This is a genomic window from Streptomyces sp. NBC_00078 (genome assembly GCF_026343335.1).
Lineage (GTDB): Bacteria > Actinomycetota > Actinomycetes > Streptomycetales > Streptomycetaceae > Streptomyces.
In genome coordinates this window covers 7,940,067-7,965,643 of sequence record NZ_JAPELX010000001.1, presented here as the reverse complement: position 1 = coordinate 7,965,643, position 25,577 = coordinate 7,940,067, and the positions used below count along the sequence as shown (strand labels likewise).

The window sequence follows — 25,577 nt, the reverse complement described above, 5'->3', positions numbered from 1 at the left end:
GCGCCCCGTTGTGGGCGGACGACGGTTTCCTGACCTGGTCGCTCGGCCATCGCCCGGACGCGGCCGGGGGAACTCGTCGCCCGGCTGCGGGCTGCACTCAAACGGGCCGCACCCGCAGCCGTGGCCACCGCCGGAGACCTGGTCCTGGACGCGACCCGGCACAGCGCGCACGTCGGCGACCTCCACATCGACTTGTCTCCCACGGAGTTCCGTCTGGCCACGCTCATGGCCGCAGGCGGCACCCTGGTGTCCCGCCGCGACCTGGTTAGGGCCGCGTGGCCGGACGGCGCACAGGTCAGCGACAACACCCTCGACCAGTATCTGAGCCGGCTGCGCCGCAAGCTGCCTCACCACGACCCGCGGGATCGGACACCGCCTGTCGTGAACCGGCTCGCCCGCCATCTGGCGCCCCGCACGCTGCGCGGTCGGCTCTCCCTCGTGGCACTGACCACCGCCGCGCTGCTGATGACCGTGCTGACCGTCGTGTTCAACACCGTGATGGACCGGCACCTGCAGGACCAGGCGGCCGACCAACTGCGCAACCGTGCCGCGGCCGTCGCCACGACCATCGACACCAGCGGGCCCCGGGTGCGGGTCCTGGAGACCGTCAACGACCGCCTCCTCGACGCCAACACGTGTATCTACACCGGGACACGGCAGCTGGAGAAACCACCGTCCGCCACGGCCGACAGTGCGCTGGCCCAGGCAGCCGATCGGCTCACCGCGCGGGGCAGGCCGGTCGGCGCGAGCGTGCACACCGACAACCCCCGTTTCGTCCGCCTGTGCTCCCAGCCCGTGTCGGGCCTTCGCAGCACCGCCACCGTCATCACGGCCGCGGGCCTCCCCCCTTACCGCAACTCCGCCGCCACCCTGCTGTCGGCTTCGCTGATCCTGGACGCCGTCATGCTCGCGTGCACCTACGCGCTGACGCGGCTGGCCGTGGGACGGGCACTGCGCCCCGTGCGCACCATGACCGACCAGGCCACCCAGTGGAGCGCCGTCGGCTCCGACCAGCGTTTCGGCGCCCAGGACCAGCCGGCCGAACTGGCCCGCCTGGGCACCTTGTTGGACGCACTGCTGGACCGCATCCGCACCGTGCTGCGTCACGAGCAACAGCTGACCGGGGAGTTGTCCCACGAACTGCGCACCCCGCTCACCCGGATCGTCGTCGAGCTCGACTGGTGGCAGGCCCGCCCGCGCTAGGCCGCCGAGACCCACGCCACCCACGAGGTGATCGCGGAGGCCGCCGAGTCCATGCGAACCATCTGCGACCCGCTGTTGAGCGACGCCCGCGAAGGCGTTCAGAACACGACCACGGCCGTCGGTGCCACCGCTGTGGCTCCCGTGCTGCGTGGGCTGGTCGAGGGCCTCGATGTGCGGGAGCAGCTGAAGACCGTCGCCGACGTACCGGACCAGCAGCTTGAGGCGGGCGTCACTTCCGCTCTCCTTGAACGCATCGTCAGCCGGCTGCTGGCCAATGCCGTTCGCTATGCCGGCTCCACGGTGACCGTATCCGCAAGGCAGTTGCCCGCCGGCGTCCGCATCGACGTCACCGACGACGGTCCCGGCGTACCCGAGGAGTTCCTCGACGATCTCTTCCAGCCCGGCCGGCGCGCGGACTCCGGCGACGGGCACGACGGGGCGGGCCTGGGACTGCCGCTTGCGCGGCGCCTGGCCCGCACCGTCGGCGGCGAGGTCTCCCACGGCCCTGGACACACACCCGCAGCACGTTTCCTGGTCGACCTGCCCGCCGGATGACGTGCCTCAGCCGGCCCGCCGGGCGACCATCTCCCGCTCCGTCATCTGCGGTGTTCTGCGCTCCTGCACCTGCGCATAGGCCATCAGGCCGACGAGAACGGCCAGCAGTACGGCCGAGGAACCCGCGGTACCGAGGTCAAGGCCGCCCTTGGCGACCGGCTTGGTCAGAAGGTCAAACGCTTCCTGAACGACTGCCGCGTGCCTGCTCAGGCTGCGTGTCGGGCGGTGTGCTGAGGCTGCGCCACGTCCTTGCGGGTCACCGAGAGATACACGACCATGCCGAGGATGACCGTGAGGAACAGCGCGCTGGTGATGACGGTGCCCAGGCCCAGGCCGCCGTCTCCTGCCGGCTGCGAGAGGTAGTCGCCCATGGACGCGCCGAGCGGGCGGGTGAGGATGTAGGCGATCCAGAAGCTCCACACCGCGTCCAGACCGAGCTTGAAGTGCGCGAGCGCGATCGCGGCGATGGCCAGGCCGAACAGCACCACCGAGAGCCAGTAGCCGAGGGCCATACGCTCCGAGACCAGGTCACCGGCCGCGGTGCCGAGAGCGAAGGTGAACAGCACGGCGAGCCAGTAGTAGGACTCACGGCTCGTGGTGTCGATGTGGTGGATGGACAGGGTCCGCTCACGCCGGTACCAGACCACGAAGACGATCGCGAGGATGATCGCGAAGACGGTGGTGCTGGTCTCCAGCGGTACACCCATGTTGTCGGTGAGGTTGTCGCTGACCAGCGTGCCCACGACGCTGATCAGGGCGACGGCGAGCCAGTACACACCCGCGCGGTAGGCGGTGGTGCGGAACTGCACGACCAGGACGACCGCCAGCAGGGCGCTCATCAGGACCGACACACCGGTCAGGCCGAGACCCGCCTTCTCGTTGAGCAGGTCGGCCGCCGTCTCACCGACCGTTGTGCACAGCACCTTGATGATCCAGAAGTAGACGGTGACTTCGGGCACCTTGTTCCAGCCCAGCCGCCCGCCGGAGGGCGACACCTGGGGATCGGCCGCAGAGGCCGCAGGGGTCTGTGAGGTCTCGTATGTCATGAGGCCCGACCGTGCCACCCGATACCTGAACACATCCTGACCGCCGTGCGTCACCGGCTGGCCCGTCCGCCTCACCCGAGCATCATGAGTGCCATGACGACTCGTGATCACGGCTTCCGCATAGCGGCGTTCCGCCCCGTCCCCTCCGCCGCCATGGAAGAAGACCGCCTTGGACCGTCCGACTGCCCCACCGCCTGCCGACCGGGTGACGGCGTGGCTGCGCCGTCGGCTCGGCCGGGCCGTCGTGCTGTCCTACGTCGCCGCCCTCGTCCTGCCCGGGCCCGGCCTGTGGCTGCGCCGCGACCACACCGTGCCGCTGGGCACCGTCACCGGCCTGCCCCTGAGCACCGCCCCGCTGCTGCTGTCCCTGGTGCTCTTCTCCGCCGGACTCCAGGTTCCCGTCCGTGAACTGGGCCGCCTGCTCCGCAAGCCGACCGCCCTGCTGGCCGGGCTGGTCCTGCACCTGGTGATCCCTCTCCTGGTCATCCCCGTCGTCGCGTTCGGACTGCACCGGACCCCAGACAGCGACGGCGGCAGCGGGCTGATCACCGCGATGATCCTGATCGTGGCGATGCCTGTGGCCGCCGGAGCCACCGTCTGGACCGGCAAGGGCGACGGCGACCAACCCACCATGGTCGGACTCGTCCTCGTCTCCACGCTCCTCAGCCCGCTCACCATCCCGCTGGTCATCACCACTCTGGTGCCACTCCTTGACGACGGCTACGCGGACACGCTCGCAGAGACGGGCCGCACAGCCCACGGCGGCTTCACTCTCGTCACCGTGGTCCTCCCCTGTGCGGTCGGCATCCTGTTCCGAATCGCGCTGTCCACGGCGTGGCTCAGCCGGGCCCTGCGCGTGATCGTGCCCGTGGCGCTGGCCGGATCGCTGGTCCTGACATATGTGAACGCCAGTGGCGCCCTGGGCTCGTTCCTCGCGCACCCTCGCCCCCTCCTGTTCGGCGCGGCACTGGCCGTGGCTGCGCTCGTCTGCCTGTTGTCCTTCGCGTTGGGCCGGACCGCCGCGCGGCTCCTGCATCTGGACGGCCCCGCCTCCTCCTCGCTGACGCTCGCCTGCGGCATGAACAACAGCAGCGCGAGCGCGGTCCTGATCACCACCACGCTGCCCGACAAACCACACCTGCTCCTGCCGGTGCTCGCCTACGGACTGCTGCAGAAGACAGCCGCGAGCAGGGTCGCGCGGACAGAGCGTCATCGGCACCCGCCCTGCCCCGCGTCACCGTGAACACCGCCCCCGGTGACGGGAGGCACCCGCATGAACGCGGTGGCGGGACACGCCCCTGGCGTAAGATCCACCCAGCCGTCCGCTCGGCGGGCTCAACAAACGAAAGCGTCCGCTCAGTGCGTCATGCGGTAGAGGTGCTCGGGGCGGCCGGTGGCCCCGTAGCGAAGTTCGAGCCGGACCATGCCCTCCTTGACCAGGTAGGAGAGATACCGCTGCGCCGTGGCGCGGGAGACGCCGGTGCGTTCGGCGGCCTCCGCAGCCGACAGAGCGTCGTGCGCGCCGCGCAGGGTCTGGTGCAGCAGGGCAAGCGTCGGCGCGGAGTGGCCCTTCGCAGGGACGCGCGGCACGACCGGCGGCCGGGCGGCGCTGAACAGCGCGTCCACGTCAGCCTGGTCGGTCTCGGGGACCGTACCCAGGGCGTCCATACGGTCCTGGAGCTCCAGGTAGGCGGTGAGCCGCTCGGCGAGGTCGGGCGCGCCGAAGGGCTTGACCAGGTAGCCGACGGCGCCGAGCTTCATCGCGATCCGCACCGAGGTGATGTCCCGGTCGGCGGTGATCATGATGGCGTCGGGGCGGTCGCCGCCCTCGTCGCCGCTGAGCCGGCGCAGCACGTCCAGTCCGCTGCCGTCCGGCAGGAAGATGTCGAGCAGCAGCAGGTCGGGGTGGAGGTCGCGCACCGCAGCCAGCGCGTCGGCCACCGTCGCCGCCTGGCCGACCACCTCGAAGCCCCGGACGCGGGACACGTAGTCGCAGTGGATGCGGCTCACCCGGAAGTCGTCCTCCACCACCAGGGTCCGGATCACCAGCGATCACCTCCCGCCACACCGTCCAGCACCGGCAGAACCGTCGTGAACAGGGCCCCCTGCGGTCCGGGCGCGGTATCGGGCACCGGCAGCATCACAGTGAAGACGGCACCGGGCCCTTCACTCACGGTGATCGTGCCGCCGTGCCGCTGCACCAGCCGGTGGACGAGCGCGAGGCCGAGGCCGCGCCGGGCCGTACCCCGGTCCGGCCGGGTCGACCAGCCGTCCTCGAAGATCGACTCGACGATGTCCGGCGGGATGCCGGGGCCGGTGTCGGCCACCTCCACCCGCACCACGTCGACGGCCTCGACCAGCGACAGACAAACCTCCGCACCGCCCGACGGCGCCGGTCCGGACGCGGACGCGTCGACCGCGTTGTCCAGCAGGTTTCCGACGATGGTCAGCAGCCTACGCAGATGCGGCGGATGCTCGCCGAGGGCGGAGTCCTCGCTGAGGACGATCCGCACCCCACGTTCCGCGGCCACCGTGATCTTGGCGACGACCAGCCCCACAAGCAGCGGGTTTCCGATCCGTTCCCGCACGGACTCGGTCAGCGCCTGCTCGGCACCGGCCGTCTCGACGGCGAACTCGTAGGCGGCGTCGTGGTCGCCGATGTCCAGCAGCCCGGCCACCGTGTGCATACGGTTGGTGAACTCGTGCTGCTGGGCACGTAGCGCGTCGGTCAGCCCGCGCACCGAGTCCAGCTCGCGCAACAGACCGATCATCTCGGTGCGGTCGCGCACGGTGACCACGGCGCCCAGTTCCCGTCCGTGCAGGGCCACCGGCATCCGGTTGACGACCAGGCAGTGGTCGTCGGTGAGCACGCTGATGTCGCCGCCCGCCAGGGTGCCGTCCAGGGCGCGGCGCAGGCGCCCGTCGGGCAGCACCTCCTCCAGCGTGCTGCCGAGCGCGGTGCCGAGGCCGAGCAGCTCGCGGGCCTCGTCGTTGACCACCGTGATCCGGCCGTCCGGGGCGAAGGCGACGACTCCCTCACGGATACCGTGCAGCATCGCCTCCCGGTCCTGCAGCAGCCCGGCGATCTCCTCCAGCTCCAGCCCGAACGTCGTCCGCTTGAGTCGCCTGGCCAGCAGGAACGCGGCCGTCGAGCCGAGCACGACCGCGATGGCGCTGTACAGGCCGAAGGTCGGCAGCTCGCGCCACAGCTCACCCAGCACGTAGTGCTCGGGGATACCTGCGGACACCTCGCCGACCAGCTTGCCGGTCGGCCCGTGCAGCGGAGTCTTGCCGTTGGCAGAACGGCCGGTCGCGCCCTGGTCGGTGCCGACATGCGTTCTGCCGTCCAGCACCACAATCCGGTCCCCCGTCGGTTCACCGACCAGCGCCGGGTCGGGGTGCGAGTGGCGGATACCGCGCAGGTCGAGCACGACCACGTACGACGCGCCCGACGCCTTGCGGATCCGCTCGGCCGCCGTCTGCACCACGTCGCCACCGCCCCCGTACTGCATGGCGTGGCGGATCTGCGGTTCCGCGGCCGTGGTCTTGGCAATGGCCAGGGCCCGCTTCTCGTAGGCACGGTCGATCTCGCCCCGTTGCGCGAAGGCGAACAGCACGAAACCGATCAGCCCGGTCAGCGCCAGGATCACCAGCTGGTTGGCCAGGATCCGCGCGGAGAGCTTCCCTTTGCCGACGCGGCGGATCGGGATACGGATGCGTGTCACGGGTGTCTCTTGCCTGTCGTACGGCTGCTGGGCGCGGCCCTGCGCCGCGCCCGTGGTGGCGTGATTGTGCCCCCGCCAAGGGCCTTCTGCCCACCCCCGACCGGCTGAGCAGAACGAGCAAAAGCCGGGCTAAGACGGCTAACGCGGGATACGGATGAAACAGCGACGTAACACCCGCCGGCCTTTAGCGTCTGCCTTCCTCGACCTCCGAGGTCAGGAAGGAGACAGCTTCAGATGGTTTCGCGAAACGATGCGGCGGTGAGCCCGGTCGCCGAGAAAGCCGGCCAGGACAGCGCGCGAGTCGAGATTTCCGGACTCACCAAACGATTTCTGACTCCCGCGGGTGAGGTGTTCACAGCACTCCAGGACGTTTCGTTCGCCGTGGAGCCCGGCCAGTTCTGCGCGGTGGTCGGCCCGACCGGCTGTGGAAAGTCCACGACGCTGGGCATGGTGTCCGGGCTCGACCGGCCCAGCGAGGGATCGGTCAAGGTCGGCGGCCGCGAGGTCAACGGCGTCACCGACGGCGTCAGCTTCATGTTCCAGGCCGACGCACTGCTGCCCTGGAAAACCGTCCTGGGCAATGTGCTGATGGGCCCCGTCTTCCGCAAGGTGCCCAAGCAGCAGGCCCAGGCCTCGGCACGCGACTGGCTACGCAGGGTGGGCCTGTCGGGGTTCGAGGACCGCTACCCGCACCAGCTCTCCGGCGGTATGCGCAAGCGCGTGGCGATGGCCGCGGCGCTGATCAACGAACCCCGGATCCTGATCATGGACGAGCCGTTCGGCGCCCTGGACGTGCAGACCAAGGCGATCATGTCGACCGAACTGCTCGGCCTGTGGGAGCAGATCCGGCCGTCGGTCATCTTCATCACCCACGATCTCGACGAGGCCGTGGCCCTCGCCGACCGGGTCGTCGTCATGACCTCCAGCCCCGGATCGGTCAAGGCGGTCTTCGACATCGACCTGCCCCGCCCGCGCGGCTCGGTCCAGGAGATCCGCTTCCAGCCCCGCTTCATCGAACTTCAGCACCAGATCTGGGACTCGCTGCGCGAGGAGGTGGAGCGCGCCTACGCACGCACCGCAGGAGGTACGGCATGAGCACGACGTCCGCTGTTTCGCGCACTCCCGTCAAAGGCAGCGCACCGACGTCGGGCGCGGCCGCCGCCAAACGCGCCCTCCGGCGCCGTACCGGCCAGGTGTGGGCCGGTCGTATCGGCCTCGCGGTCCTGGTCATCGGCGGCTGGCAGGCGTTCACCACCTGGGGGATCGTCGACCCGTTCTTCTTCGGGCAGCCGTCCGGCATCGCCAAGCGGCTGGCCGACCTCTTCCAGCACGGCACCGAGTTCGGGTCCTTCTACTCAAACGTCTGGACAACCATCCAGGAGGCGCTGGCCGGCTTCGCCCTCGGGGCCGTCACCGGAGTGATCTTCGGTGTGGCGCTCGGCCAGAGCCGCTACCTCTCCGACGTGCTCGGCCCCTACATCAAGATGGTCAACGCGATCCCCCGGATTGTCCTCGGCTCGATCTTCATCGTCGCGTTCGGCATCGGCGTACTCCCGAAGATCCTGCTCGCCGCGGTGCTGGTGTTCTTCATCGTCTTCTTCAACGCCTTCCAGGGCGTCCGCGAGGTCGACCGCAACATCCTCGCCAACGCCAAGGTGCTCGGCGCCTCGCAGATGCAGATCATCCGGCACGTCATCGTGCCGTCCGCCCTCACGTGGATCATCGCCAGCCTGCACAGCGCCTTCGGCTTCGCCATCGTCGGCGCGCTGGTCGGCGAGGTGCTCGGCGCACAGAGCGGCCTGGGCCTGGTCATCAAGACCGCGCAGAACAACTTCGACCCCAACGGCGTGTTCGCCACGATGCTCGTCATCTCGGTCATCGTGCTCGGCGCCGAGTGGCTGATCGGCAAGCTCGAGCACCGGCTGCTGTCCTGGCGCCCGCCGGCCCCCACCGAGGCGTCCAACGCCCTCTGACCCCTCTCCCCTCCCCTGTTCGGACCCAGCAAAGGAATGTGGCCAGCCATGTCCAGACGACCCGTCGCCGTCGCCGCGTCTCTCCTCACCGTCCTCGCTCTCGGCGCAGTCAGCGCCTGTTCAGGCAACTCCAGCGCCGGCACGGCTGGCAGCGGTTCCGGCGGCACGCCGACCGTCAAGCTCATGGCCGGCGGCCTCGACAAGCAGATCTACCTGCCGTACCAGCTCGCCCAGCAGTTGGGCTTCTACAAGAAGTACGGCGTCGACGTCCAGCTCAGCACCGAGCAGGACGGCGGTGTCGGCGCTGAAGAGGCCATGGCCTCGGGGCAGGTGGACATGGCAGGCGCCTGGTACAACCACACCATCGAGTTCCAGGCCAAGGGCAAAGCGGTCGAGGACGTCGTCCAGCTCTCCGGCGCGCCGGGCGAGCGCGAGATGTGCACCAAGAAGTCGGGCGTCACTTCGGGCGCCGACTTCAAGGGCAAGACCCTCGGCGTCACCGACCTGGGTTCGGGCACCGACACGCTCACCCAGTTCCTGGCCGCCAAGAAGGGCGTCAAGACCAGCCAGTTCCACCGGATCGGGGTGGGCGCGGGCTCCACCGCCATCGCCGCGCTGCAGAACGGCAAGGTCGACTGCGTCATGACGACACAGCCGACGGTCGCAGCGATCCAGAAGAAGGGCGTCGGTGCCTCCGCGATCGACCTGGCCACCACGCAGGGCGCCACAGCGGCGATGGGCGGCGCCTACCCCGCGGCCAGTGTGCTCGCCCGCACCGACTGGGTGAACTCGCACAAGGAGACGGTGCAGAAGGTCGTCGACGCACTTGTCGCCACCATGCACTGGATCAACACCCACAGCGCGGCCGACATAGCGAACAAGCTGCCGTCCTCATTCGTGTCCAACCAACTGGTCACCAAGGCCGACTACATCAAGGCCCTGACCGAGGACAAGGGTCAGTTCCTCCCGGACGGCCTCATGCCGGCCGGCGGCCCGAAGACCTCCCTGGCGACGGAACAGCTGGTCGGCGACGTCAAGGGCTCGGTGGATCTCAGCAAGACGTTCACCAATGAGTTCGCCCTCCAGGCCGACAAGACCGAGGGCTTCAAGACCACCACGACCCCGGCAGGACCGACCGGCTGAACCCCCACCCGGCACGATGCCGCCCAGGTGACATCCACCTGGGCGGCCCCGCACACCCGCTATGAGTCGTGGCCGCGACCTCGCCTCCGAGGTATGGGACGAGAACTGGTTCGGACCCACCAAGACTCTCGACGTGACGATGGCGGGCCTGCGACGCAGACTGACCGGGGCAGTGCGGTCCGGGAGCGGTCCTGTCCGCCTGCCGGAGATCCCACGCTGCGAGGGCACGGATACCGGCTGGAACGGCCGCCGGGTCCGGCGGATTGAGAAGCGGCTGACGCCCCGTTTGGATGTGAGCGCCTGCCGGTGATCATCCGGCAAAAGAGCGAGGGCTCGACCCTCGCAGCGTGCTGCCTGGCCAGTCGAAGGTCGAGTTGTACGCCGCGCTGCGGCGCGACTCCCGATGGCATGTCGAACCGGGCGTTGCAGTGCAAGTACGGCGTCACCTGGAGCACGGTCAACAAGGCCTGCCCTCGGCTTGGCCGCAGCCACGCACGACAACCGCTTCGGCGCGGCCGTCGAAGCTGGATCCGTTCACGCCGCTGATCGACGAGATCCTGCTCATTGATCTGGATGCGACCAGGAAACAGCGCCACACCGTCACCCCGGATCTACCGCCGTCTGATCGACGAGCACTCCTCGTCCGAGGCGTTGCGTTGACCACTTGAACCCGCACCGATGAGAGGGCGCAATCGTCCTGCGAGCAACCGCGCGGTCCGGCCAGGAACTGAGAGTCCGGTGTTTATACCTTGCTCGCGACCACCATGTAGTTCTCGGCCTCAAGATCAAACGTGCTCAGTTCCGTCTGGAGTCCGACCCGGTGCAGCTCGACTTCGAGTTCCTCGTACCGGTAGGGCCAGCAGGACAGCAGTTCCGAGCGGACAAGAACCAACCCGGTCGCATCAACTTGCGCGATCGCAATCTCGATGTGGTGCTCCTCCTCCCAATGCGGCGCAATCTCCCAGCGGTAGACCACGACGGCGTCGCGACCGTTCCGGCGGACGAGTCGGTCACCGATCTCCAGCCGGGAACCTCTGGCCCTCACGAGTTCCCAAGTGCGGGATGTGAGTACCAAGCGCCCGCCGGGGCGCAGAAGCCGTGACATCGACTCCAGAGCAGCACCCCTGCCTGTCGCGCCCGTGGCATGGTGAAGCGAGTTGCCAACGCAGAACACCATGTCGAACGTGTTGTCCTGGAAATGGTCGGGCAACTCTTCCCAGTTCGCCCGTACGGCCCGGACGGATGCCCCGAACTCCTCAGACAACTCTGCAGTCCGACGAACCATCGCCTCGCTGGCGTCAGTTGCGACAACCTGCATGCCACGACCGGCGAGGCCAACCGCCAACTGTCCGGTTCCGCACGAACAGTCGAGGACGTGAGCGTTCGACGGCAGGAGATCGAGGACGTCGTCGAACGACGCAGCGAATTCGGCTGGAGGCAACTTCGCATCCGAGATGAGCCATTCGTACACCTCGGCAAGCACGTCATAACCTGTCACAACCACTACCTCCGTCACGCGGCAGACTCACGGTAGGACGTCAGTCCATCAGCGGAGCAAGCCGGGGACCAATGGTTTTCGCAAGGATGGCTCTGCCGGTATTTGTCGGTTGTCAGTTGTCCGCCTGAGAAGCCATCCGCTTACCGATCAACGGGCTTGTCTGGTCGAACGAGGGTCTTGATCGGGTGATCGCGGTGGGGTCGGCGCATGAAGGCAGGGCCTCGCGGCAACTCGGGGGTTGTCGAAGCCAACGAACTGTTCCGGGAGGCCCTGTTGCCGCAGTCTTTCGCGCTCGCGTGTGTGGAGTCCAACTCGTCGTCTCCTGCGTGTGACTGCCTCGCCAGCAGGTTCGGCAATGCGGCGGACGGCCCAGACCGTGCCCCTTGCTACGGCTCGGACGTGGCGGAGGGGGAATGGCAGATTGTCCGGGCTTTGCTGCCCGTTCCGGCCTGATGCGCGGAGCGGCACATGGCGCGATCGACGACGTTGATCGGGGTCGACGCCTTCACCGTTGCTCGAAACCTGCTCCCGCACGCCAACAGCCCCCAAGAGCAGGCAACTTCGAAATCCGCTTCCCTGAGGCGGAAGCGGTATTGCGGCCTCGTGAACCTCCTGCGGACGATGTCACCACGCCACAGAGACGGGAACCAGCCACCATGCCGCACACCACCGCATTCGCCAGGAACCAGTGGTACAGCTAGCGCATCTTTCTGACCTGCGCTTGTGTGGGGGCGATGAGGCTGTGACCTGCCAGGACGGGTTGCAGAGGCGAGTGGAGGCAGTCAGAGGCATCAGCCTCTGCAACTGGTCTCTGAGGGACCTGAGTTGGCCGGTGAGACCAGCGGGCCGTCCGCGACGCGGATGACGTCGGCGATGGCGATCGAGTCCGCCGGGCGGGCGAGCCGGTAGCCGCCCTTGCCGCCCCGCTGGCTGACCACAAGACCGCCCCGGCGCAGGTCGCCGAGGATGCCCTCCAGGAATTTGTGCGGGATGCCCTGTGCCGCGGCGATCGCCTCGGCCTTGAGCGAGGCCTCGCCCCCTGCTGCGGCCAGCTCCAGTGCCGCCCGCACCGCATAGTCCGCCCGCGCCGAGATCCGCATACCGCGATTGTCCGTCAGTGTCGTGTCGGCTCCCGTACCGGTCACCCTCCCGGTCAGGCTGGAAGGGCGAAGGGTGGGTGCGCGCCATTGAGGAAGTAGTCGCCCACCTCGAGCAGTCTGTGGGCGACCGGCTCGCGCAGGGTGTGTGTCCGGGCGTTGCGCCAGAAGCGGTCGAGGCCATGCCGCGCGGAGGCGGCGTCGGCGCCGATGACGTCCAGGGCACGGGTGGTGATCTCCTGCGCGGCCCGGGAGGCGGCAGACTCGGCCACGCTCGCGAGGACGGCGATCTCCGCGCACTCCTCGTCGTCGAGATCCTCGCCCTGTACGAGGCCGCGCACCAGGGCATCCACCGCCTGCTCGGCCAGGGCGGACGCGGCACGTGCGACGACGGTGAGCTCGCCGTACACGGTCAGCGCGTACGGATCTTGCGGCGGGCTGTCCGGCCAGGGCTGAGGCGAGAAGGGCTGCCAGGGGGACCTCATGCCCCTTCCGCACTCGCGAACCTCGGCCAGCAGGCCCTCTGCCACGCCAAGACAGAACTGGACGGAGACCAGACGCGCTGTCGGCGCGGCCAGAGAGGCGAAGGGTGACAGGACGCCCTCGTCCGGCGAGAGGGAGCCGAGCACATCGTCGGCCGCGACCGGCACGGAATCGAACTCCACGCCGCCACCGGCCGCCAGCCGCTGACCGAAGACGTCCCCGCTGCTGCCGCTCACGACGCCCGAGCGGGCGGGGTCGACCAGGACGGCCAACGGCTCACCGGTCCCGTACTTGGCGGCTCGAACCACCAGCCGGTCGGCGATCCCGACTCCGGTGGCGTACCTCTGGTAGCCGTTGAGCAGATAGCCGCCCGCCGTGGGGGTCAGGATGAGTGGTGGTTCATGTGAGGCGATACCGCCTCCCCAGCACCACTGCCCCGCCGTCGACTCCCGCTCGATGCGGGCGGCACGCGTGCGGTCGGCGAAGAACCGGGCGCTGCAGAACAGGAAGTAGTGGTTGCCCAGCAGGTGGCCGATGGCCCCGTCGGCCGCGGCGACGGTCCGGATGACCGCGCAGGCCGTGCGCCAGTCCCCACCGCCTCCCCCGAGTTCGGCCGGCGCCGGCAGTGTCAGCAGTCCCGACTCGCGCAACCGCGACACCTCGTCGAGCGGTGCCTTGCCGGCCTGTTCGCGCTCGACCGCGTCCGTGGCCAGGTCGTCCGCCATCTCACGGGCTATGTGCAGCCAGTCGGCCTGCCCGGCTCCCGCGTCGGTCACCTCGTCCGCCGTCACCGTCATATCCTCGCCCGCTTCATGCGGCTGCGGCTGTCGCTACAGCTCAGTGCTGTGGTCATGGCGTCTTCCTTACAGGGGACCGAGGACGACGCGGTGCCCGGCGAGGCTGCGTGGGAGTGCAGCGATGCGCAGTGAAGCGTCGGCTTCATCATCCTCACTCTCCTCTTCGACCACCGTCAACGATTCCCTAGTAATCCGATGGGAAAACTATGAAAGCTGGTGTGCTCCGGCTGATTCGCGCTCCCGAATGGCGAGTTCGCGATGGCGGGCGGCCGGGTGGTCGTCCCTGACCCGGGGGCTGCCGGCCGCGTCATGGAGGCGTTCGCGGAGGGTGGCGCCGCCGGACGGGGCCGGGACCCTGCCGCGGCTGCGCAGTTCCGGGACGACGAGGTCGACGAAGGTGCCAGGGGTGGTGGCGTAGGCGAGGTTGAATCCGTCGATGTCGGCCTCCTCGACCCAGCGCTCCAGTTCGTCGGCGACCGTCGCCGGGGAGCCCACCACCACGGGGCCGATGCCGCCGATGCCCAGGTAGCGGGCGACCTGATCGGGGGTCCACCGGCGGGCCGGATCGGCGGTGGAGAAGATCGTGAGCGCCGAGTGGACCGCGTCGGTGTCGACGTACTCCAGGGGCTGCTTCGGCGCGAGTTCGGACAGGTCGAGGCCGCTCCAGCCGCCGTCAAGGGCGAGGGCCCCTCGTAGGACGCGTAGGAGATGAGGTCGTCGTACTTGGCGCGGTCCGTAGCCGGCCGGCCCCGTCGACCATGCCTACGGATGGGGACGTTCGCAGACCGGCCGGGCCATCCGCGACTTCATCCACCAGGGCTTCAACGAGGATCCCGAAGGCCGGCGAGTCTTCGACGGGCTGCTGCCGCACGTCGCCGGTGCCGGACGGCTGGGCGCCCGCGGTCTGCTCGGCGGCGAGCCGAGCGGCGTACCGGGCGCCCGTGTCCGACCCGACGAGCACCTTGGGGCCGGGCAGCGACTCGTCGGCGAGGAGCTTGGCCGCCTCGTCGAGCACGGAGGGATCCGCGGAGGCGTCGCCGAGGGCGCGCACCCGGTAGGCGTCGAAGGCGAGACGGCGGCCGAACCGCTCGTACACGCCCCCGTGTTCGCCCCGCCCGGCCAGCACGATGAGCGTGCCGCGCGCGGCGAGGCCTTCGGGTTCGTCCCAGGAGGAGGAAGGCAAGGGGGAAGGAGAGGAGGGCATGGGGAAGCAACTCCCGTTTCGGGGCAGGGGGAATGGACACGTGAAGAGCAGGAGGGGCCGCCGACACGTGTCAGAACAAGCGAGATGTGATCAGCTCAGGCCCGGCGAGGGCGCCGGTGTGGAGAACGGGAACGCCGGTACGCGGCGGAGATCAACGACAGCGCGCGCTGCACGCCACGCCGAAGTCGATGACTCGGCGCTGCGTCAGAAGGGCAGCGGAAGCGGTCGTGGGAACCATGTGCTCATCATGACCGGCCGGGACGGACCACGTCCAACGACGATTCCGCATCGAAACCGATCAGCAATCGCGATCGATGCCGGATACGGGCTACGGTCGCCGTATGCCCCAACCTGTCCTCGACATCGTGGCCCTGCGCAGCCTGACCGCGATAGCCGACTGCGGCGGCTTCCACCGCGCGGCCCGCTCTCTCGCGCTCAGCCAGTCCGCGGTCAGCCAGCATGTACGCCGACTGGAGAAGACGCTCGGGGGCCCGGTCGTCGAACGTGAGGGCCGGGGCATGCGGTTCACCCCTCAGGGGCGCCTTCTCGTCGAGCAGGCTCGGCGCATCCTCGCCGTCCACGACGAGGCGGTGCGCACACTGCTCGACGTGGACGGCGACACCGTGACGATCGGTTCCACCGAGCACGCCGCCGACCAGTTCCTGCCACGCCTCACCGCGGCCGTCCAGGAGGTGCGGCCCGGCTGCCGGGTGCGGTTCCGCATCGACCGCTCGGCGCGGCTGGTCGAGGCCGTGGAGCGGGGCAGCGTGGATGTCGCGGTGTACGTAACGGAGGCCGCGGCCACCGAGGGCACGCCGGTCGGCGGCCTTCCCCTGCTCTGGCACGCAACGCCCGGCTGGGAGCCGCCGACCGCGCCGGCTCCCGTGCCGCTGGTCGCCATCGAGGACCCCTGCGCGATCCGCCGCCGGGCCATAGCGACGCTTGCCGCGCACGGGGTGCAGGCCACGGTCGTCGGCGACGCGGGATATCTGGCCGGCGTCCTCGACATCGCCCGCACGGGCCAGGGCGTGGCCCTGCTCGCCGCGGTCGGCCCGGCACCGGACGGCCTGACCTCCTACGAGGGGCTGCCCCCGGTCACCCCGATCCCCATGAGCGCGCTGGCCCGCCCGGGGGCGGATCCGGCGACGGTGGCGGCGGCGTTCGACGCCGTACGGGGACTGTTGCGCTGAGATAAGCTCCCGCGTTTACGTGATTTCCGTGAGGCGGGCGTCCGACCCGATGGGCACGGGGGTCCAGGTGCCGTCGGGGCGCTGCCCCTGGAGTCCAGGTGTAGCCGCCCTTCTGGTGGAGCACGGTGCCGGCGGAAGGTTGGGGCCGCCCGTCGGTCCACTCGATCAGGGTCTGTCCCACGACGTGCGCGACCGTGGGCTCGTGCCGGCCGGCCCGGCCCGCGGACACGAAGGCGGCGAAGTCGTCGCGCCCGTGGAAGCGCTGGGTCGGCCCGGCCATCACGTCGTACTCGATCAGCGTGTCCTTCGTGAAGCACTCCACGAGCTGCCGGTACCGGCCCGTGTCCACCAGCCGAAAGAACGTGTAGAAGGTCCGGTAGATCTCCCGCTCGGCCTTGATGGTCGCCAGAAGATCGTCCTCGCTGACAGAACAGGGCTCTGACCAGCATCTTTACAAAAACCTTTCCGCCTGGCAGAAGCCGTCTTGCCGAGCCGATACAAGCCTCACGACCCTGATTCCAACCACGGCACGCGGGGCGAGGACGTCCCGCCGACAGGGACGGGAACCGCCATGCCGCACATCACCGCTTTTGCCAGGAACCAGTGGTACGTCGCCGCCTACAGCCACGAGGTCGGGCGCGAGGAGTTGCTCGGCCGGACGGTTCTGGACGAGCCCCTCGTGTTCTACCGGACCGAGGAGGACGGGACGCCCGTCGCACTCGCCGACCGCTGTGTGCACCGCCGGTTCCCACTGCACGAGAAGCCCAGCAGGCTCGACGGCGACCGCATCGTGTGCGGGTATCACGGGTTCACCTACGACACGACCGGGACCTGCGTGTACGTGCCCGGTCAGAAGCGCGTACCGCGCACCGCTCGTGTCGCCTCCTACCCCGTGGTCGAGCAGGACTCGCTGGTGTGGGTGTGGATCGGCGACCCGGCGCTCGCGGACGCGCAGAAAATCCCGCGGGCGCGACACCTCGCTTCCCCCGGCTGGACGACCGTCCGTGGCATGGAGCCCATAGACGCCGACTACGGGCTGCTCGTCGACAACCTCCTCGACCTGTCGCACGAGACCTATCTGCACGGCGGTTACATCGGCACCCCCGAGGTCGCCGAGACGCCGATCACCACCGAGGTCGACGAGGGCGCGGGCATCGTGCGGGTCAGCCGGCACATGGACGACGCCGAATGCCCGCCGTTCTACGCCAAGTCCACCGGGATCGAGGGCCGGATCACGCGCTGGCAGGACATCGAGTACCACGCGCCGTGCCTGTATCTGCTGCACAGCCGCATCGCGCCGGTGGGTGTGGTGCCGGAGGCGGACGGCAGCGACCCGAACGGCTTCCACACCGAGATCACGTATGCCATCACGCCGTCCAACGACGGCCATGTGTACGACTTCTGGATGGTCTCGCGCGACTGGGCGATCGGCAACACGGAGGTCACGGAGTTCCTGCGGGGCAACAACCACACCGTGGTCATGCAGGACGTCGACGCGCTCAACCTGCTGCAGAAGACGCTCGGTACGGAGCGCACCGGGTACCAGGAGCTGAGCATCAACATCGACACCGGCGGCCTGGCCGCCCGCCGTATCCTCGCCCGCCTGGTCGAGGAGGGCGACAAGCCCGTGGAGACGGTCCTGTGAGCACGTCCACCGGCGAGATCTACCGCATCGACTGGCTGCCGGGTACCGACACCCTGCACGGAACCTGTCACTGTGGCGCCCAGCACACCGCCCAGGACCCGGTCGGGATGTGGGAGTGGATGCTCGGGCATCCCGAAGGACACGACCAGCCCGAAGGGCCCCGGCCGCAAGGAAACAGCTCATGAGCGCCTACGAAGCCGAACTCGTCGTCGACGGCCGTGAGCCGGCCGCCGACGGCGTGCTCGCCCTCACTCTCCGCCACCCTCTCGGCGAGGAGCTGCCGGCCTGGGAGCCGGGCGCCCATGTCGACGTCGTGCTCGGGCCGGAGCTGGAACGGCAGTACTCGCTGTGCGGTGATCCCGCGGACCGTTCGGTGTGGCGGATCGCCGTGCTGCGGGAGCCGGACGGGCGCGGCGGATCCGCCCATGTGCACGAGCAGTTGAGGCTGGGCGACAAGGTGCGGGTGCGCGGTCCGCGCAATCACTTCCGGCTGGAGCCGGCGCCTCGATACCGGTTCGTCGCGGGCGGCATCGGCATCACCCCGATCCTGCCGATGCTCGCCGCGGCGGAGGCCGCGGGAGCGGAGTGGACGCTGCTGTACGGCGGTCGTACACGCAACTCCATCGCTTTCACCGAGGAGTTGGGGCGCTACGGGGACCGGGTGACCGTCTCCCCTCAGGACGAGACCGGGCTGCTGGACCTCGGCTCCGCGCTGGACGACCTGCCCGAGGGCACGCTCGTCTACTGCTGCGGCCCCGGGCCGCTGCTGGACGCGGTCGAGGAGCGGTGCCCGGCGCAGCGGCTGCGCGTCGAGCGGTTCTCGCCCAAGGCCCAAGTGGGCGGCGAAAACGGCGAGTTCGAGGTGGAGCTGGCGCAGAGCGGGCGTACCGTCACGGTCGCTGCGGACGTCTCCGTGCTGGACGCCGTCCGTGCCGCCGGTGTCGAGGTGCTGTTCTCCTGCACCGAGGGCACCTGCGGCACCTGCGAGACCGACGTGCTGGAGGGCACGCCTGACCACCGGGACTCGGTGCTCACCGACGCCGAACGGGAGAGCGGGGAGACGATGATGGTCTGTGTGTCCCGCTGCCGTGGGAAGCGGCTTGTACTGGACCTGTGATTCCGAGGGCGGTGTCGAGCCGGGAGGCTGTGGCGAGCAGGTGGTCGTCCTGCCCGCCTCCGCCACCGTCGTACAAAGGCAGTTGAAGGTCGGTCGGAGTGCGGGACGCGACCAGTCGCACACCAGGGGCGCGTGGGGTTTCGCGGGTGGCGGTCACGGAGTCCGGTATGGCTTCACTTCGCTGAACTGCCGAAGTGGTGCGTCCTCGCAAGAAACGCCAACGGCTTGCGTCATGGTGCTCGCCGCCGTCTCAGTGGGCGGCCCACAGGCCCCGGACATGCCCGAGGTGCCGGGTCATCACCTCACGCACGGCCTCGGTGTCCTGGGCGAGCAGAGCGTCGAGGAGTTCGAGGTGCTCCTCGGCGGAGGCCCGCAGCCGCCCCGCCTCGACCAGCGCGGTCAGCCCGTACAACCGCGAACGGCGGCGCAAGTCCCGTACGACCGCCACGAGATGGTCGTTGCCCGCGAGGGCCAGCAGCCCCAGATGGAAGCTCAGGTCGGCCTCGACGTACTCGATGAGGTCGCCCTTCGCCGCCGAGGTGACGATCTCCATCGCGATCGGGCGCAGCGCCCTGAGGTCGTCGGGGTCGGCGGTGTCCGCGAGGCCGACGACCGTCGGGATCTCGATCAGGGACCGTACGTGGGTGTACTCGTCGAGCTGCCCGTCGGAGACGGCGGTGACCCGGAAGCCCTTGTTCGGAACGATCTCGACCATGCCCTCCCTCACCAGCTCCAGCATCGCCTCGCGCACCGGCGTGGCGGAGACGCCGAGACGGGATGCGAGGGCCGGCGCCGAGTACACCTGGCCGGGGCGCAGTTCACCCGCGACCAGCGCGGCCCGCAGCACGTCCACGACCTTTTCCCGGAAGCTGGGCTTCCTGCCGCCGAGCGAGGGGAGGGCAGGGCGGTGCTGCTGGGCCATCGTGATCGTCCTCCTTGGGTCACCGGACATTATCGGGTCGCCTACAGCACGAATCCCGCGGGGAACGGGTCCTTTGGGTCCAGCAGGTACTGGGCGGTGCCGGTGATCCACGCCCGGCCGGTGAAGCTGGGCAGGACGGCGGGACGGCCGGCGACCTCGGTGGTGCCGAGGAGGCGGCCGGTGAAACGGGTGCCGATGAACGACTCGTTGACGAACTCGGTGCGCAGCGGGAGTTCGCCTCGCGCATGCAGTTGGGCCATGCGCGCACTGGTGCCGGTACCGCAGGGCGAGCGGTCGAACCAGCCGGGGTGGATGGCCATCGCGTGCCGGGAGTGACGGGCGGTGGAGCCGGAAGCGAGCAGGTGGACGTGGTGGCAGCCGCGGATGGAGGGGTCCTCCGGGTGGACGGGCTCCTCCTCGGCGTTGATGACGTCCATCAGCGCCAGCCCGGCGGCGAGGATGTCGTCCTTGCGGGTGCGGTCGAAGGGGAGACCGAACTGGTCCAGCGGGAGGATGGCATAGAAGTTTCCGCCGTATGCCATGTCATAAGTGACTGACCGCCCGTCGGGAAGCGTCGCCTTGCGGTCGAGGGCCACCGCGAACGACGGCACGTTCCTCAGGGTCACCGCCTTGGCCGCGCCGCCCTCCACCGCCACCTCGGCGACCACCGGCCCTGCCGGGGTGTCGAGGCGGATCGTGGTGACCGGTTCGACGACCTCCACCATGCCGGTCTCCACGAGCACGGTCGCGACCCCGATCGTGCCGTGCCCGCACATCGGCAGATAGCCGGACACCTCGATGTAGACGACCCCCCAGTCGCAGTCGGCGCGGGTCGGCGGCTGAAGGACGGCGCCGCTCATCGCGGAGTGCCCGCGCGGCTCGTTCATCAGCAACTGTTTGATGTCGTCGCGGTGTTCGCGAAAGTACAGCCGCCGCTCGTTCATCGTCTCCCCGGGGATGGTCCCGATCCCGCCGGTGATCACGCGGGTGGGCATGCCCTCGGTGTGCGAGTCGACGGCGTGCAGGACGAGTGTGCTGCGCATGTTCGGCCCCTTCCGTCACACGAGTCCGGCGGCGACGGCCTTCTCGGTGGCGGCGCGGACGGCCGCCTCCTGTTCGGGCAGCAGCGGCACGCGGGGCGGTCGTACCGGGCCGCCGAATCGCCCCACCACGTCCATCGACAGCTTGATCGCCTGCACGAACTCCACCCGGGAGTCCCAGCGCAGCAGCGGATGCAGCTGCTCGTACAGCTTCTTCGCGGTGGCCAGATCGCCGTCGACGGCCGCGTGGTACAGCTCGACGCTCGCGGTGGGCAGGGCGTTCGGGTATCCGGCCACCCAGCCCTTGGCACCCGCGATCGCGAGTTCCAGCAGGACGTCGTCGGCCCCGATCAACAGGTCCAGTTCCGGGGCGAGTTCGGCGATCCGGTAGGCGCGGCGGACATCCCCGGAGAACTCCTTGACGGCGCGGATGTGGCCCTCTCCGTGCAGCTTCGCGAGGAGTTCCGGTACGAGGTCGACCTTGGTGTCGATCGGGTTGTTGTACGCCACGACCGGCACACCCGCCTTCGCCACCTCGGCGTAGTGGGCGAGGACCGAACGCTCGTCCGCGCGATAGGCGTTGGGCGGCAGCAGCATCACCGCGTGACAGCCTGCGTCGCGGGCCTGCTCGGCCCAGCGGCGGGACTCGGCGGACCCGTATGCGGCGACGCCGGGCATGACCCGCTGACCGCCGATCGCGCCGACGGCCGTCTCGACGACCTTGGCCCGCTCCTCGAGGGTGAGTACCTGGTACTCCCCCAGCGAGCCGTTGGGGACGACCCCGTCGCAGCCGTTCTCGACGAGCCAGCCGCAGTGCTCGGCATATTTTTCGTAGTTCACCGAGAGGTCGTCGTTCAGCGGCAGCGCTGTGGCGACGAGGACGCCGCGCCAGGGGCGGTGGTCGGTCATGAGGGCCCTCCATCGATGGGGTGTTCGTCCTCGCGGGCGAGGACTCCGAGTGGTACGGGGCACGCGAACGGCCGCCGGGACGGGGTGAGTTCGCATCCGGCGAGCCCGGCGACAGCGGGTGCGCAGATCCGGCCCTGGCACCAGCCCATGCCGGCCCGGGTCAGCAGCTTCACGGTGCGCAGATCGCCGGCGCCCAGCTCCGCCACGGCCGCCCGGATCGTGCCGCTGGTGACCTCCTCGCAGCGGCACACGACGGTCTCGTCGGTGACCTGCGCGGTCCAGTGGGCGGGCGGGGCGTACACGGCGTCGAGCGCGGCGGAGAACTCCCGCAGTCGCGTACGGGACTTCACGGCCGCGGCCCACTCGCGCGGGTCGGGCATGGTGCCGCCGAGGCGTGCGGCGGCGGACCGTCCGGCGATGTGGCCCTCGGCCAGCGCGAGGGCCGAGCCGCCGATGCCGGTGGCCTCCCCCGCGGCCCACACGCCGGGTACGTCGGTGCGCTGTTCGTCGTCGACGTGCACGTTCAGGCCGTCGAGGCGGCAGCCGAGGGCCTCGGCGAGGTCGGTGTGCGGGAGCATGCCGTGGCCGACGGCCAGTGTGTCGCAGGGGATACGGCGTTCGGTACCGGGCCTCACCCTGCCCTCGCCGTCGAGCGCGGCGACGGTCACCGCCTCCAGCCGGTCCGCGCCGTGCGCCTCGACGACGGTGTGCCGGGCGAGGGCGCGCACCCGGTGCCGCAGCAGCCGGGCGGCGTACCCGGCCCCTTCGGCGACCTTGCCCGGCTGTGCCGCCAGCGCCCGGGTCCGCCGTACGAACGCCCCGGCAGCGGCGGATTCGACGAGCGCCGCGACCTCCACTCCGGCCGCGGCGAGACCCGTCGCCACGGGCAGCAGCAGCGGTCCTGTCCCCGCGACCACTGCGGTACGTCCGGACACCGCGAGGGTGCCCTTGAGCATCGCCTGGGCCCCGCCCGCGGTGACGACACCGGGGAGGGTCCAGCCGGGAAAGGGCAGCACCTTCTCGTACCCTCCGGTGGCCAGGAGGACGGCGTCGGCGCGCACGGTCACCGGGCTCTCCTGCTCGGGGCCGAGCAGGGCGTGCACGGTGAACCGGCCGGAGTGCCGGTCGACGAACCAGACCTGATGATCCGTCAAGTGCCTTGCTGCGTCGGCCCTTACGTGCGAGTCCAGCCCGTCGCGCAGTCGCTCCCACGTCCGCCAGTCGTGGTGCAGCGCCTGCGGCCGGCCGGCGCGGAGTCCGGCGGCGGGCTGCCGGTAGAACTGGCCGCCCGCCTGCCCGGACGAGTCGAGCAGGGTGACCGCGACGCCGTGCGCCGCGGCGGCCACGGTCGCGGCGAGCCCCGCCGGGCCCGCGCCGATCACGGCGAGGTGCGGTCGCTCAGTCATCGTGACCGGTCCCTTCCTGCGTGCGGATAGCATCGCCCGGCTGCACGGAGACCAGGCAAGCCCGTTGGCCCGGGCGGTCGTTGACGGACACCAGGCAGTCGAAGCAGACGCCGATGCCGCAGAAGACGCCACGTGGACGTCCGGCACCGCGGGTGGTGCGCCAGGAGGTGATCCCCGCCGCCCAGAGCGTGGCGGCGACCGTCTGGCCTGGCAGTGCCTCGATCTCACGGCCGTCCAGTGTGACCGTGAACGGCGGGCGCGGGTGGGCCCCGGCCAGCTCCAGTGGGGAGTTCACACGGCCTCCTCCGGGAAACGGTCGGGGCGCAACGGAGTCAGGTCGAGGTCGGGCGTCTTCGCTGTCAGCACCTGCGCGATCAGGTGACCGGTGCCGGTGGCCAGCCCGATGCCCGCGCCCTCGTGCCCGCAGGCGTGGAAGAGGCCTGGCACCCGTGGGTCGGCGCCGATGGCGGGCAGGTGGTCGGGCATGTACGGGCGGAAGCCCGCGTAGGAGCGGATGACGCGGACGTCGGACAAGAAGGGGAACAGCCGGGTCGCGCCCGCCGCGAGGGCACGCACGGCGGGCAGTGAGAACGTCCGGTCGAAGCCGACCCGTTCGCGGCTTGCGCCGATCAGGATCGGTCCCGCTGCCGTGCCCTCCACGACCGGCGAGGTCTGCAGCGCGGCCGAGTCGCTGGCCACGTCGGCCACGTAGTCGGCGGCGTACACCTTGTGGTGGACCATGCGCGGGAGCGGTTCGGTGACGAGGACGAAGCCGCGGCGCGGGAGGACCGGCAGGAAGGTGCCCGCGAGCGCGGCGATTTCGGCACCCCAGGTGCCGGCGGCGTTGACCACCGCCGGGGCGTGGATGTCGCCCATGTCGGTGCGAACTCCGAGCACCGTACGGTCCGTTGTGCGCAGGACTCCGGTCACGGTCCGGCCGGTGTGCAGGCGGGCGCCCGAGGCCCGGAGGAGGTGGGCGGCGGCCAGGGCGGGCATCACCTGGGCGTCCTGCGGATAGTGCACGGCGCCGGGAAGACCGGGGGCGAGCCGGGGTTCGAGGCCGTACAGCGTGTCGCCCGATACGGTTTCGGCGACGACTCCGGCCGCACGCTGCCCGGCGGCGAAGCGCTCCAGCGCGGTGAGACCGCCGGGTGAGGTGGCGACCACGACTCCACCCTTGGGCTCGTACTCGACGGCCTCGCCGAACTCCTGCGCCAGCTCGGCCCACAGGCGGTTCGAGAGGAGCGCGAGGTCGAGCTCCGGGCCGGGCTCCTTGTCGGACACGAGGAGGTTGCCCTCACCTGCGCCGGTGGTGCCGCCGGCCACCGGGCCACGGTCCACGACGACGACGTCCAGGCCCGCGCTGGATGCGTACAGGGCACAGGCGGCGCCCACCATGCCGGCGCCGACGACCACGACGTCGCAGGTCAGAGGCCTACTCACGTCAGTACCATGTCACATAACGCTGACTCACATCAGTACTATGTCACATATCGCCGACCCTGAGAATGACCTGGAACGGCCGGAACGGCCGGGAACAGCGCTCACACGCGGCTTGCCGCGACCCTGTCCGCCGAAAGCCGCTGAGCCACGTGGATCGGGACGACGGACAGCAGCACGAGCACGGCCGCGACCACGTTCACCACCGGCGCGCCCGCTGCGGGCGGGGCATGTTGTTGAAGATCCAGATCGGCAGCGTCTCGCTCCCCGGGCGCGCCGTGGGCGTCGTCACCACGATCTCGTCGAAGGTGGTCAGGCCCCGGGGGCCGGCACGACCCTCAGGTGCGCCGCCACAGGGCGCGGTCTGCGGGCCTTGGCCCGGTCCCGGCGGGTCTCCCGCAGGACCAGCGTCATCCGCGTGTACCCCAAGCCCTGCAGCGTCCTCGGCGTCTCGTCCACGACACGGCAATCGGTGGCGCCCCAGCGGGGATCGGGGTGCATCAGGGGGCGTACGGCGCCGTCGTGCGCCACGGCCTGTTCACCCACCGCGCGGATCCAGTGCGGCAGCCCCTGCCGGTAGGCGGCCTCCATGATCGGGTCCTGGGCGATGTCGCGCCGGATGGACTGGAGTCCGTGGTCGTGGCCGTACTGCTCGACGGCGGCGGCGAAGTGCGCCAGCATCGGCAGGAACCAGCTCGACTCGTGCTCGCCGAGAACCGTGGCCGCGTCCGGGTGGAAGAGGACGAACCTGAGGAAGTTCTCACCCGGCATGGCAGTCGGGTGCGGGCCCACCTCGCCGAAAAGTGACGCGAAAGCATTGTTGGCGAGAACAACGTCCCAGCGGTGGTCGAGGACGACGGACGGAAAAGGGACGGCCTCCAGGAGGGTGGCGTAGTCCTGCAGATACGCCTGGGCTTCGAGACTCTCGGGGACGGGCCGCGGTACGGACCACTGCCCTCCTGCCTGATGTGCCATCGGGAGGTCACCCCTCTTGCCTCTGCGGCCTTCACGCGGCGCCTTGATCCTGCGGCCCCGACTTGAGTGGTGTCAACTATCGTGGCATTTCATGCTGGTTGACGGCTGAAATTGGCCACAGTTGTGGCGACACCTGGATGCGAGTTCGAACTACCCGGTAATCTCCGTCGAGTTCACGGCAACCGCTAGTGAGAAGCCTGTGAGAAACG

Annotated in this window: 24 protein-coding genes and 5 pseudogenes; 13 read left to right on the top strand and 16 right to left on the bottom strand. The window is 69.9% G+C overall.

The features are described from left to right. Positions 1-69: 69 nt before the first annotated feature. Both OOK07_RS36970 and OOK07_RS36965 read left to right on the top strand, forming a co-directional pair. A pseudogene (locus tag OOK07_RS36970) lies at positions 70-385 on the top strand (winged helix-turn-helix domain-containing protein); the annotation flags it as partial. Beyond that, positions 382-1,758: pseudogene (locus OOK07_RS36965) on the top strand (sensor histidine kinase). The pseudogenes OOK07_RS36970 and OOK07_RS36965, both read left to right, overlap by 4 nt. A 206-nt stretch (positions 1,759-1,964) precedes the next feature. On the opposite strand, the gene OOK07_RS36960 reads toward OOK07_RS36965, so the two are convergent. Continuing rightward, positions 1,965-2,804 carry a COG4705 family protein gene (locus OOK07_RS36960; RefSeq protein WP_266686514.1) on the bottom strand — a complete coding sequence of 280 codons (840 nt, stop codon included), beginning with the start codon at positions 2,802-2,804 and terminating at the stop codon, positions 1,965-1,967. Between the two features lie 169 nt (positions 2,805-2,973). Between OOK07_RS36960 and OOK07_RS36955 the strand changes: the two genes are divergently transcribed. Next, positions 2,974-4,047, top strand: coding sequence for a bile acid:sodium symporter family protein (locus OOK07_RS36955; protein ID WP_266800814.1), 1,074 nt, complete (start codon positions 2,974-2,976; stop codon positions 4,045-4,047). A gap of 113 nt (positions 4,048-4,160) precedes the next feature. Here the strand turns inward: OOK07_RS36955 and OOK07_RS36950 are convergent, their stop codons facing one another. Both OOK07_RS36950 and OOK07_RS36945 read right to left on the bottom strand, forming a co-directional pair. After that, positions 4,161-4,850, bottom strand: a complete 690-nt coding sequence (locus OOK07_RS36950; protein ID WP_266800813.1) for a response regulator — start codon at positions 4,848-4,850, stop codon at positions 4,161-4,163. Next, positions 4,847-6,529, bottom strand: coding sequence for an ATP-binding protein (locus OOK07_RS36945; RefSeq protein WP_266800812.1), 1,683 nt, complete (start codon positions 6,527-6,529; stop codon positions 4,847-4,849). The genes OOK07_RS36950 and OOK07_RS36945 overlap by 4 nt, the downstream gene beginning before the upstream one ends. Positions 6,530-6,763: 234 nt before the next feature. On the opposite strand from OOK07_RS36945, the gene OOK07_RS36940 reads away from it, so the two are divergent. From OOK07_RS36940 to OOK07_RS36920, 5 genes and pseudogenes are all read left to right on the top strand, one after another. After that, positions 6,764-7,624, top strand: a complete 861-nt coding sequence (locus tag OOK07_RS36940; protein ID WP_266800810.1) for an ABC transporter ATP-binding protein — start codon at positions 6,764-6,766, stop codon at positions 7,622-7,624. Beyond that, positions 7,621-8,502, top strand: a complete 882-nt coding sequence (locus tag OOK07_RS36935) for an ABC transporter permease (RefSeq protein WP_266686509.1) — start codon at positions 7,621-7,623, stop codon at positions 8,500-8,502. Before OOK07_RS36940 ends, OOK07_RS36935 begins: the two co-directional genes overlap by 4 nt. 48 nt (positions 8,503-8,550) lie before the next feature. Further along, entirely contained in the window at positions 8,551-9,645 is a 1,095-nt protein-coding gene (locus tag OOK07_RS36930) for an ABC transporter substrate-binding protein (RefSeq protein WP_266800808.1), read from the top strand. 61 nt (positions 9,646-9,706) lie between these two features. Beyond that, positions 9,707-9,912: pseudogene (locus OOK07_RS36925) on the top strand (helix-turn-helix domain-containing protein); the annotation flags it as partial. Between the two features lie 80 nt (positions 9,913-9,992). Beyond that, positions 9,993-10,313 carry a hypothetical protein gene (locus tag OOK07_RS36920; RefSeq protein WP_266686506.1) on the top strand — a complete coding sequence of 107 codons (321 nt, stop codon included), beginning with the start codon at positions 9,993-9,995 and terminating at the stop codon, positions 10,311-10,313. Between the two features lie 74 nt (positions 10,314-10,387). Here OOK07_RS36920 and OOK07_RS36915 read toward each other — a convergent pair whose 3' ends face one another. From OOK07_RS36915 to OOK07_RS36900, 4 genes and pseudogenes are all read right to left on the bottom strand, one after another. Beyond that, positions 10,388-11,143, bottom strand: coding sequence for a class I SAM-dependent methyltransferase (locus OOK07_RS36915; protein WP_266802187.1), 756 nt, complete (start codon positions 11,141-11,143; stop codon positions 10,388-10,390). Between the two features lie 794 nt (positions 11,144-11,937). After that, a pseudogene (locus OOK07_RS36910) lies at positions 11,938-12,243 on the bottom strand (RrF2 family transcriptional regulator); the annotation flags it as partial. Between the two features lie 53 nt (positions 12,244-12,296). Then, a complete protein-coding gene (locus tag OOK07_RS36905; RefSeq protein ID WP_406313409.1) occupies positions 12,297-13,448 on the bottom strand; it encodes an acyl-CoA dehydrogenase family protein in 1,152 nt (383 codons plus the stop codon). Between the two features lie 276 nt (positions 13,449-13,724). Then, on the bottom strand, positions 13,725-14,021 hold the full coding sequence (locus OOK07_RS36900; RefSeq protein ID WP_266686502.1) for a hypothetical protein: 297 nt from the start codon (positions 14,019-14,021) through the stop codon (positions 13,725-13,727). A gap of 295 nt (positions 14,022-14,316) precedes the next feature. On the opposite strand from OOK07_RS36900, the gene OOK07_RS43835 reads away from it, so the two are divergent. Continuing rightward, entirely contained in the window at positions 14,317-14,814 is a 498-nt protein-coding gene (locus OOK07_RS43835) for a hypothetical protein (RefSeq protein ID WP_406313407.1), read from the top strand. Positions 14,815-15,065: 251 nt separating this feature from the next. Then, a complete protein-coding gene (locus OOK07_RS36890; protein ID WP_266686478.1) occupies positions 15,066-15,914 on the top strand; it encodes a LysR family transcriptional regulator in 849 nt (282 codons plus the stop codon). Here OOK07_RS36890 and OOK07_RS36885 read toward each other — a convergent pair. Beyond that, on the bottom strand, positions 15,820-16,314 hold the full coding sequence (locus tag OOK07_RS36885) for a nuclear transport factor 2 family protein (protein WP_266802185.1): 495 nt from the start codon (positions 16,312-16,314) through the stop codon (positions 15,820-15,822). The two genes, OOK07_RS36890 and OOK07_RS36885, sit on opposite strands and share 95 nt — an antisense overlap. Positions 16,315-16,485: 171 nt before the next feature. On the opposite strand from OOK07_RS36885, the gene OOK07_RS36880 reads away from it, so the two are divergent. From OOK07_RS36880 to OOK07_RS36870, 3 genes are read left to right on the top strand one after another with little or no spacing between them, the layout of a single operon-like run. Next, complete coding sequence (locus OOK07_RS36880) at positions 16,486-17,559, top strand: Rieske 2Fe-2S domain-containing protein (protein WP_266686472.1); 1,074 nt, start codon at positions 16,486-16,488, stop codon at positions 17,557-17,559. Continuing rightward, on the top strand, positions 17,556-17,744 hold the full coding sequence (locus OOK07_RS36875) for a hypothetical protein (RefSeq protein WP_266686470.1): 189 nt from the start codon (positions 17,556-17,558) through the stop codon (positions 17,742-17,744). Before OOK07_RS36880 ends, OOK07_RS36875 begins: the two co-directional genes overlap by 4 nt. After that, positions 17,741-18,676, top strand: a complete 936-nt coding sequence (locus tag OOK07_RS36870) for a PDR/VanB family oxidoreductase (protein WP_266800805.1) — start codon at positions 17,741-17,743, stop codon at positions 18,674-18,676. Before OOK07_RS36875 ends, OOK07_RS36870 begins: the two co-directional genes overlap by 4 nt. Before the next feature lie 250 nt (positions 18,677-18,926). Here OOK07_RS36870 and OOK07_RS36865 read toward each other — a convergent pair whose 3' ends face one another. From OOK07_RS36865 to OOK07_RS36830, 8 genes and pseudogenes are all read right to left on the bottom strand, one after another. Beyond that, complete coding sequence (locus OOK07_RS36865; RefSeq protein WP_266686468.1) at positions 18,927-19,598, bottom strand: GntR family transcriptional regulator; 672 nt, start codon at positions 19,596-19,598, stop codon at positions 18,927-18,929. A gap of 41 nt (positions 19,599-19,639) precedes the next feature. Continuing rightward, positions 19,640-20,641 (bottom strand): proline racemase family protein, encoded by a 1,002-nt coding sequence (locus tag OOK07_RS36860; RefSeq protein WP_266800804.1) that lies wholly within the window; start codon positions 20,639-20,641, stop codon positions 19,640-19,642. Positions 20,642-20,656: 15 nt separating this feature from the next. Beyond that, positions 20,657-21,547 carry a dihydrodipicolinate synthase family protein gene (locus tag OOK07_RS36855; protein WP_266800803.1) on the bottom strand — a complete coding sequence of 297 codons (891 nt, stop codon included), beginning with the start codon at positions 21,545-21,547 and terminating at the stop codon, positions 20,657-20,659. Then, positions 21,544-22,953 (bottom strand): FAD-dependent oxidoreductase, encoded by a 1,410-nt coding sequence (locus OOK07_RS36850; RefSeq protein ID WP_266800802.1) that lies wholly within the window; start codon positions 22,951-22,953, stop codon positions 21,544-21,546. Before OOK07_RS36850 ends, OOK07_RS36855 begins: the two co-directional genes overlap by 4 nt. Continuing rightward, a complete protein-coding gene (locus tag OOK07_RS36845) occupies positions 22,946-23,248 on the bottom strand; it encodes a (2Fe-2S)-binding protein (protein ID WP_266686462.1) in 303 nt (100 codons plus the stop codon). Before OOK07_RS36845 ends, OOK07_RS36850 begins: the two co-directional genes overlap by 8 nt. Then, a complete protein-coding gene (locus OOK07_RS36840) occupies positions 23,245-24,396 on the bottom strand; it encodes an NAD(P)/FAD-dependent oxidoreductase (RefSeq protein WP_266800801.1) in 1,152 nt (383 codons plus the stop codon). Before OOK07_RS36840 ends, OOK07_RS36845 begins: the two co-directional genes overlap by 4 nt. 101 nt (positions 24,397-24,497) lie before the next feature. Further along, a pseudogene (locus OOK07_RS36835) lies at positions 24,498-24,703 on the bottom strand (ABC transporter permease); the annotation flags it as partial. 2 nt (positions 24,704-24,705) lie between these two features. Further along, positions 24,706-25,368 (bottom strand): MmyB family transcriptional regulator, encoded by a 663-nt coding sequence (locus OOK07_RS36830; RefSeq protein ID WP_266800800.1) that lies wholly within the window; start codon positions 25,366-25,368, stop codon positions 24,706-24,708. Between the last annotated feature and the right edge of the window lie 209 nt (positions 25,369-25,577).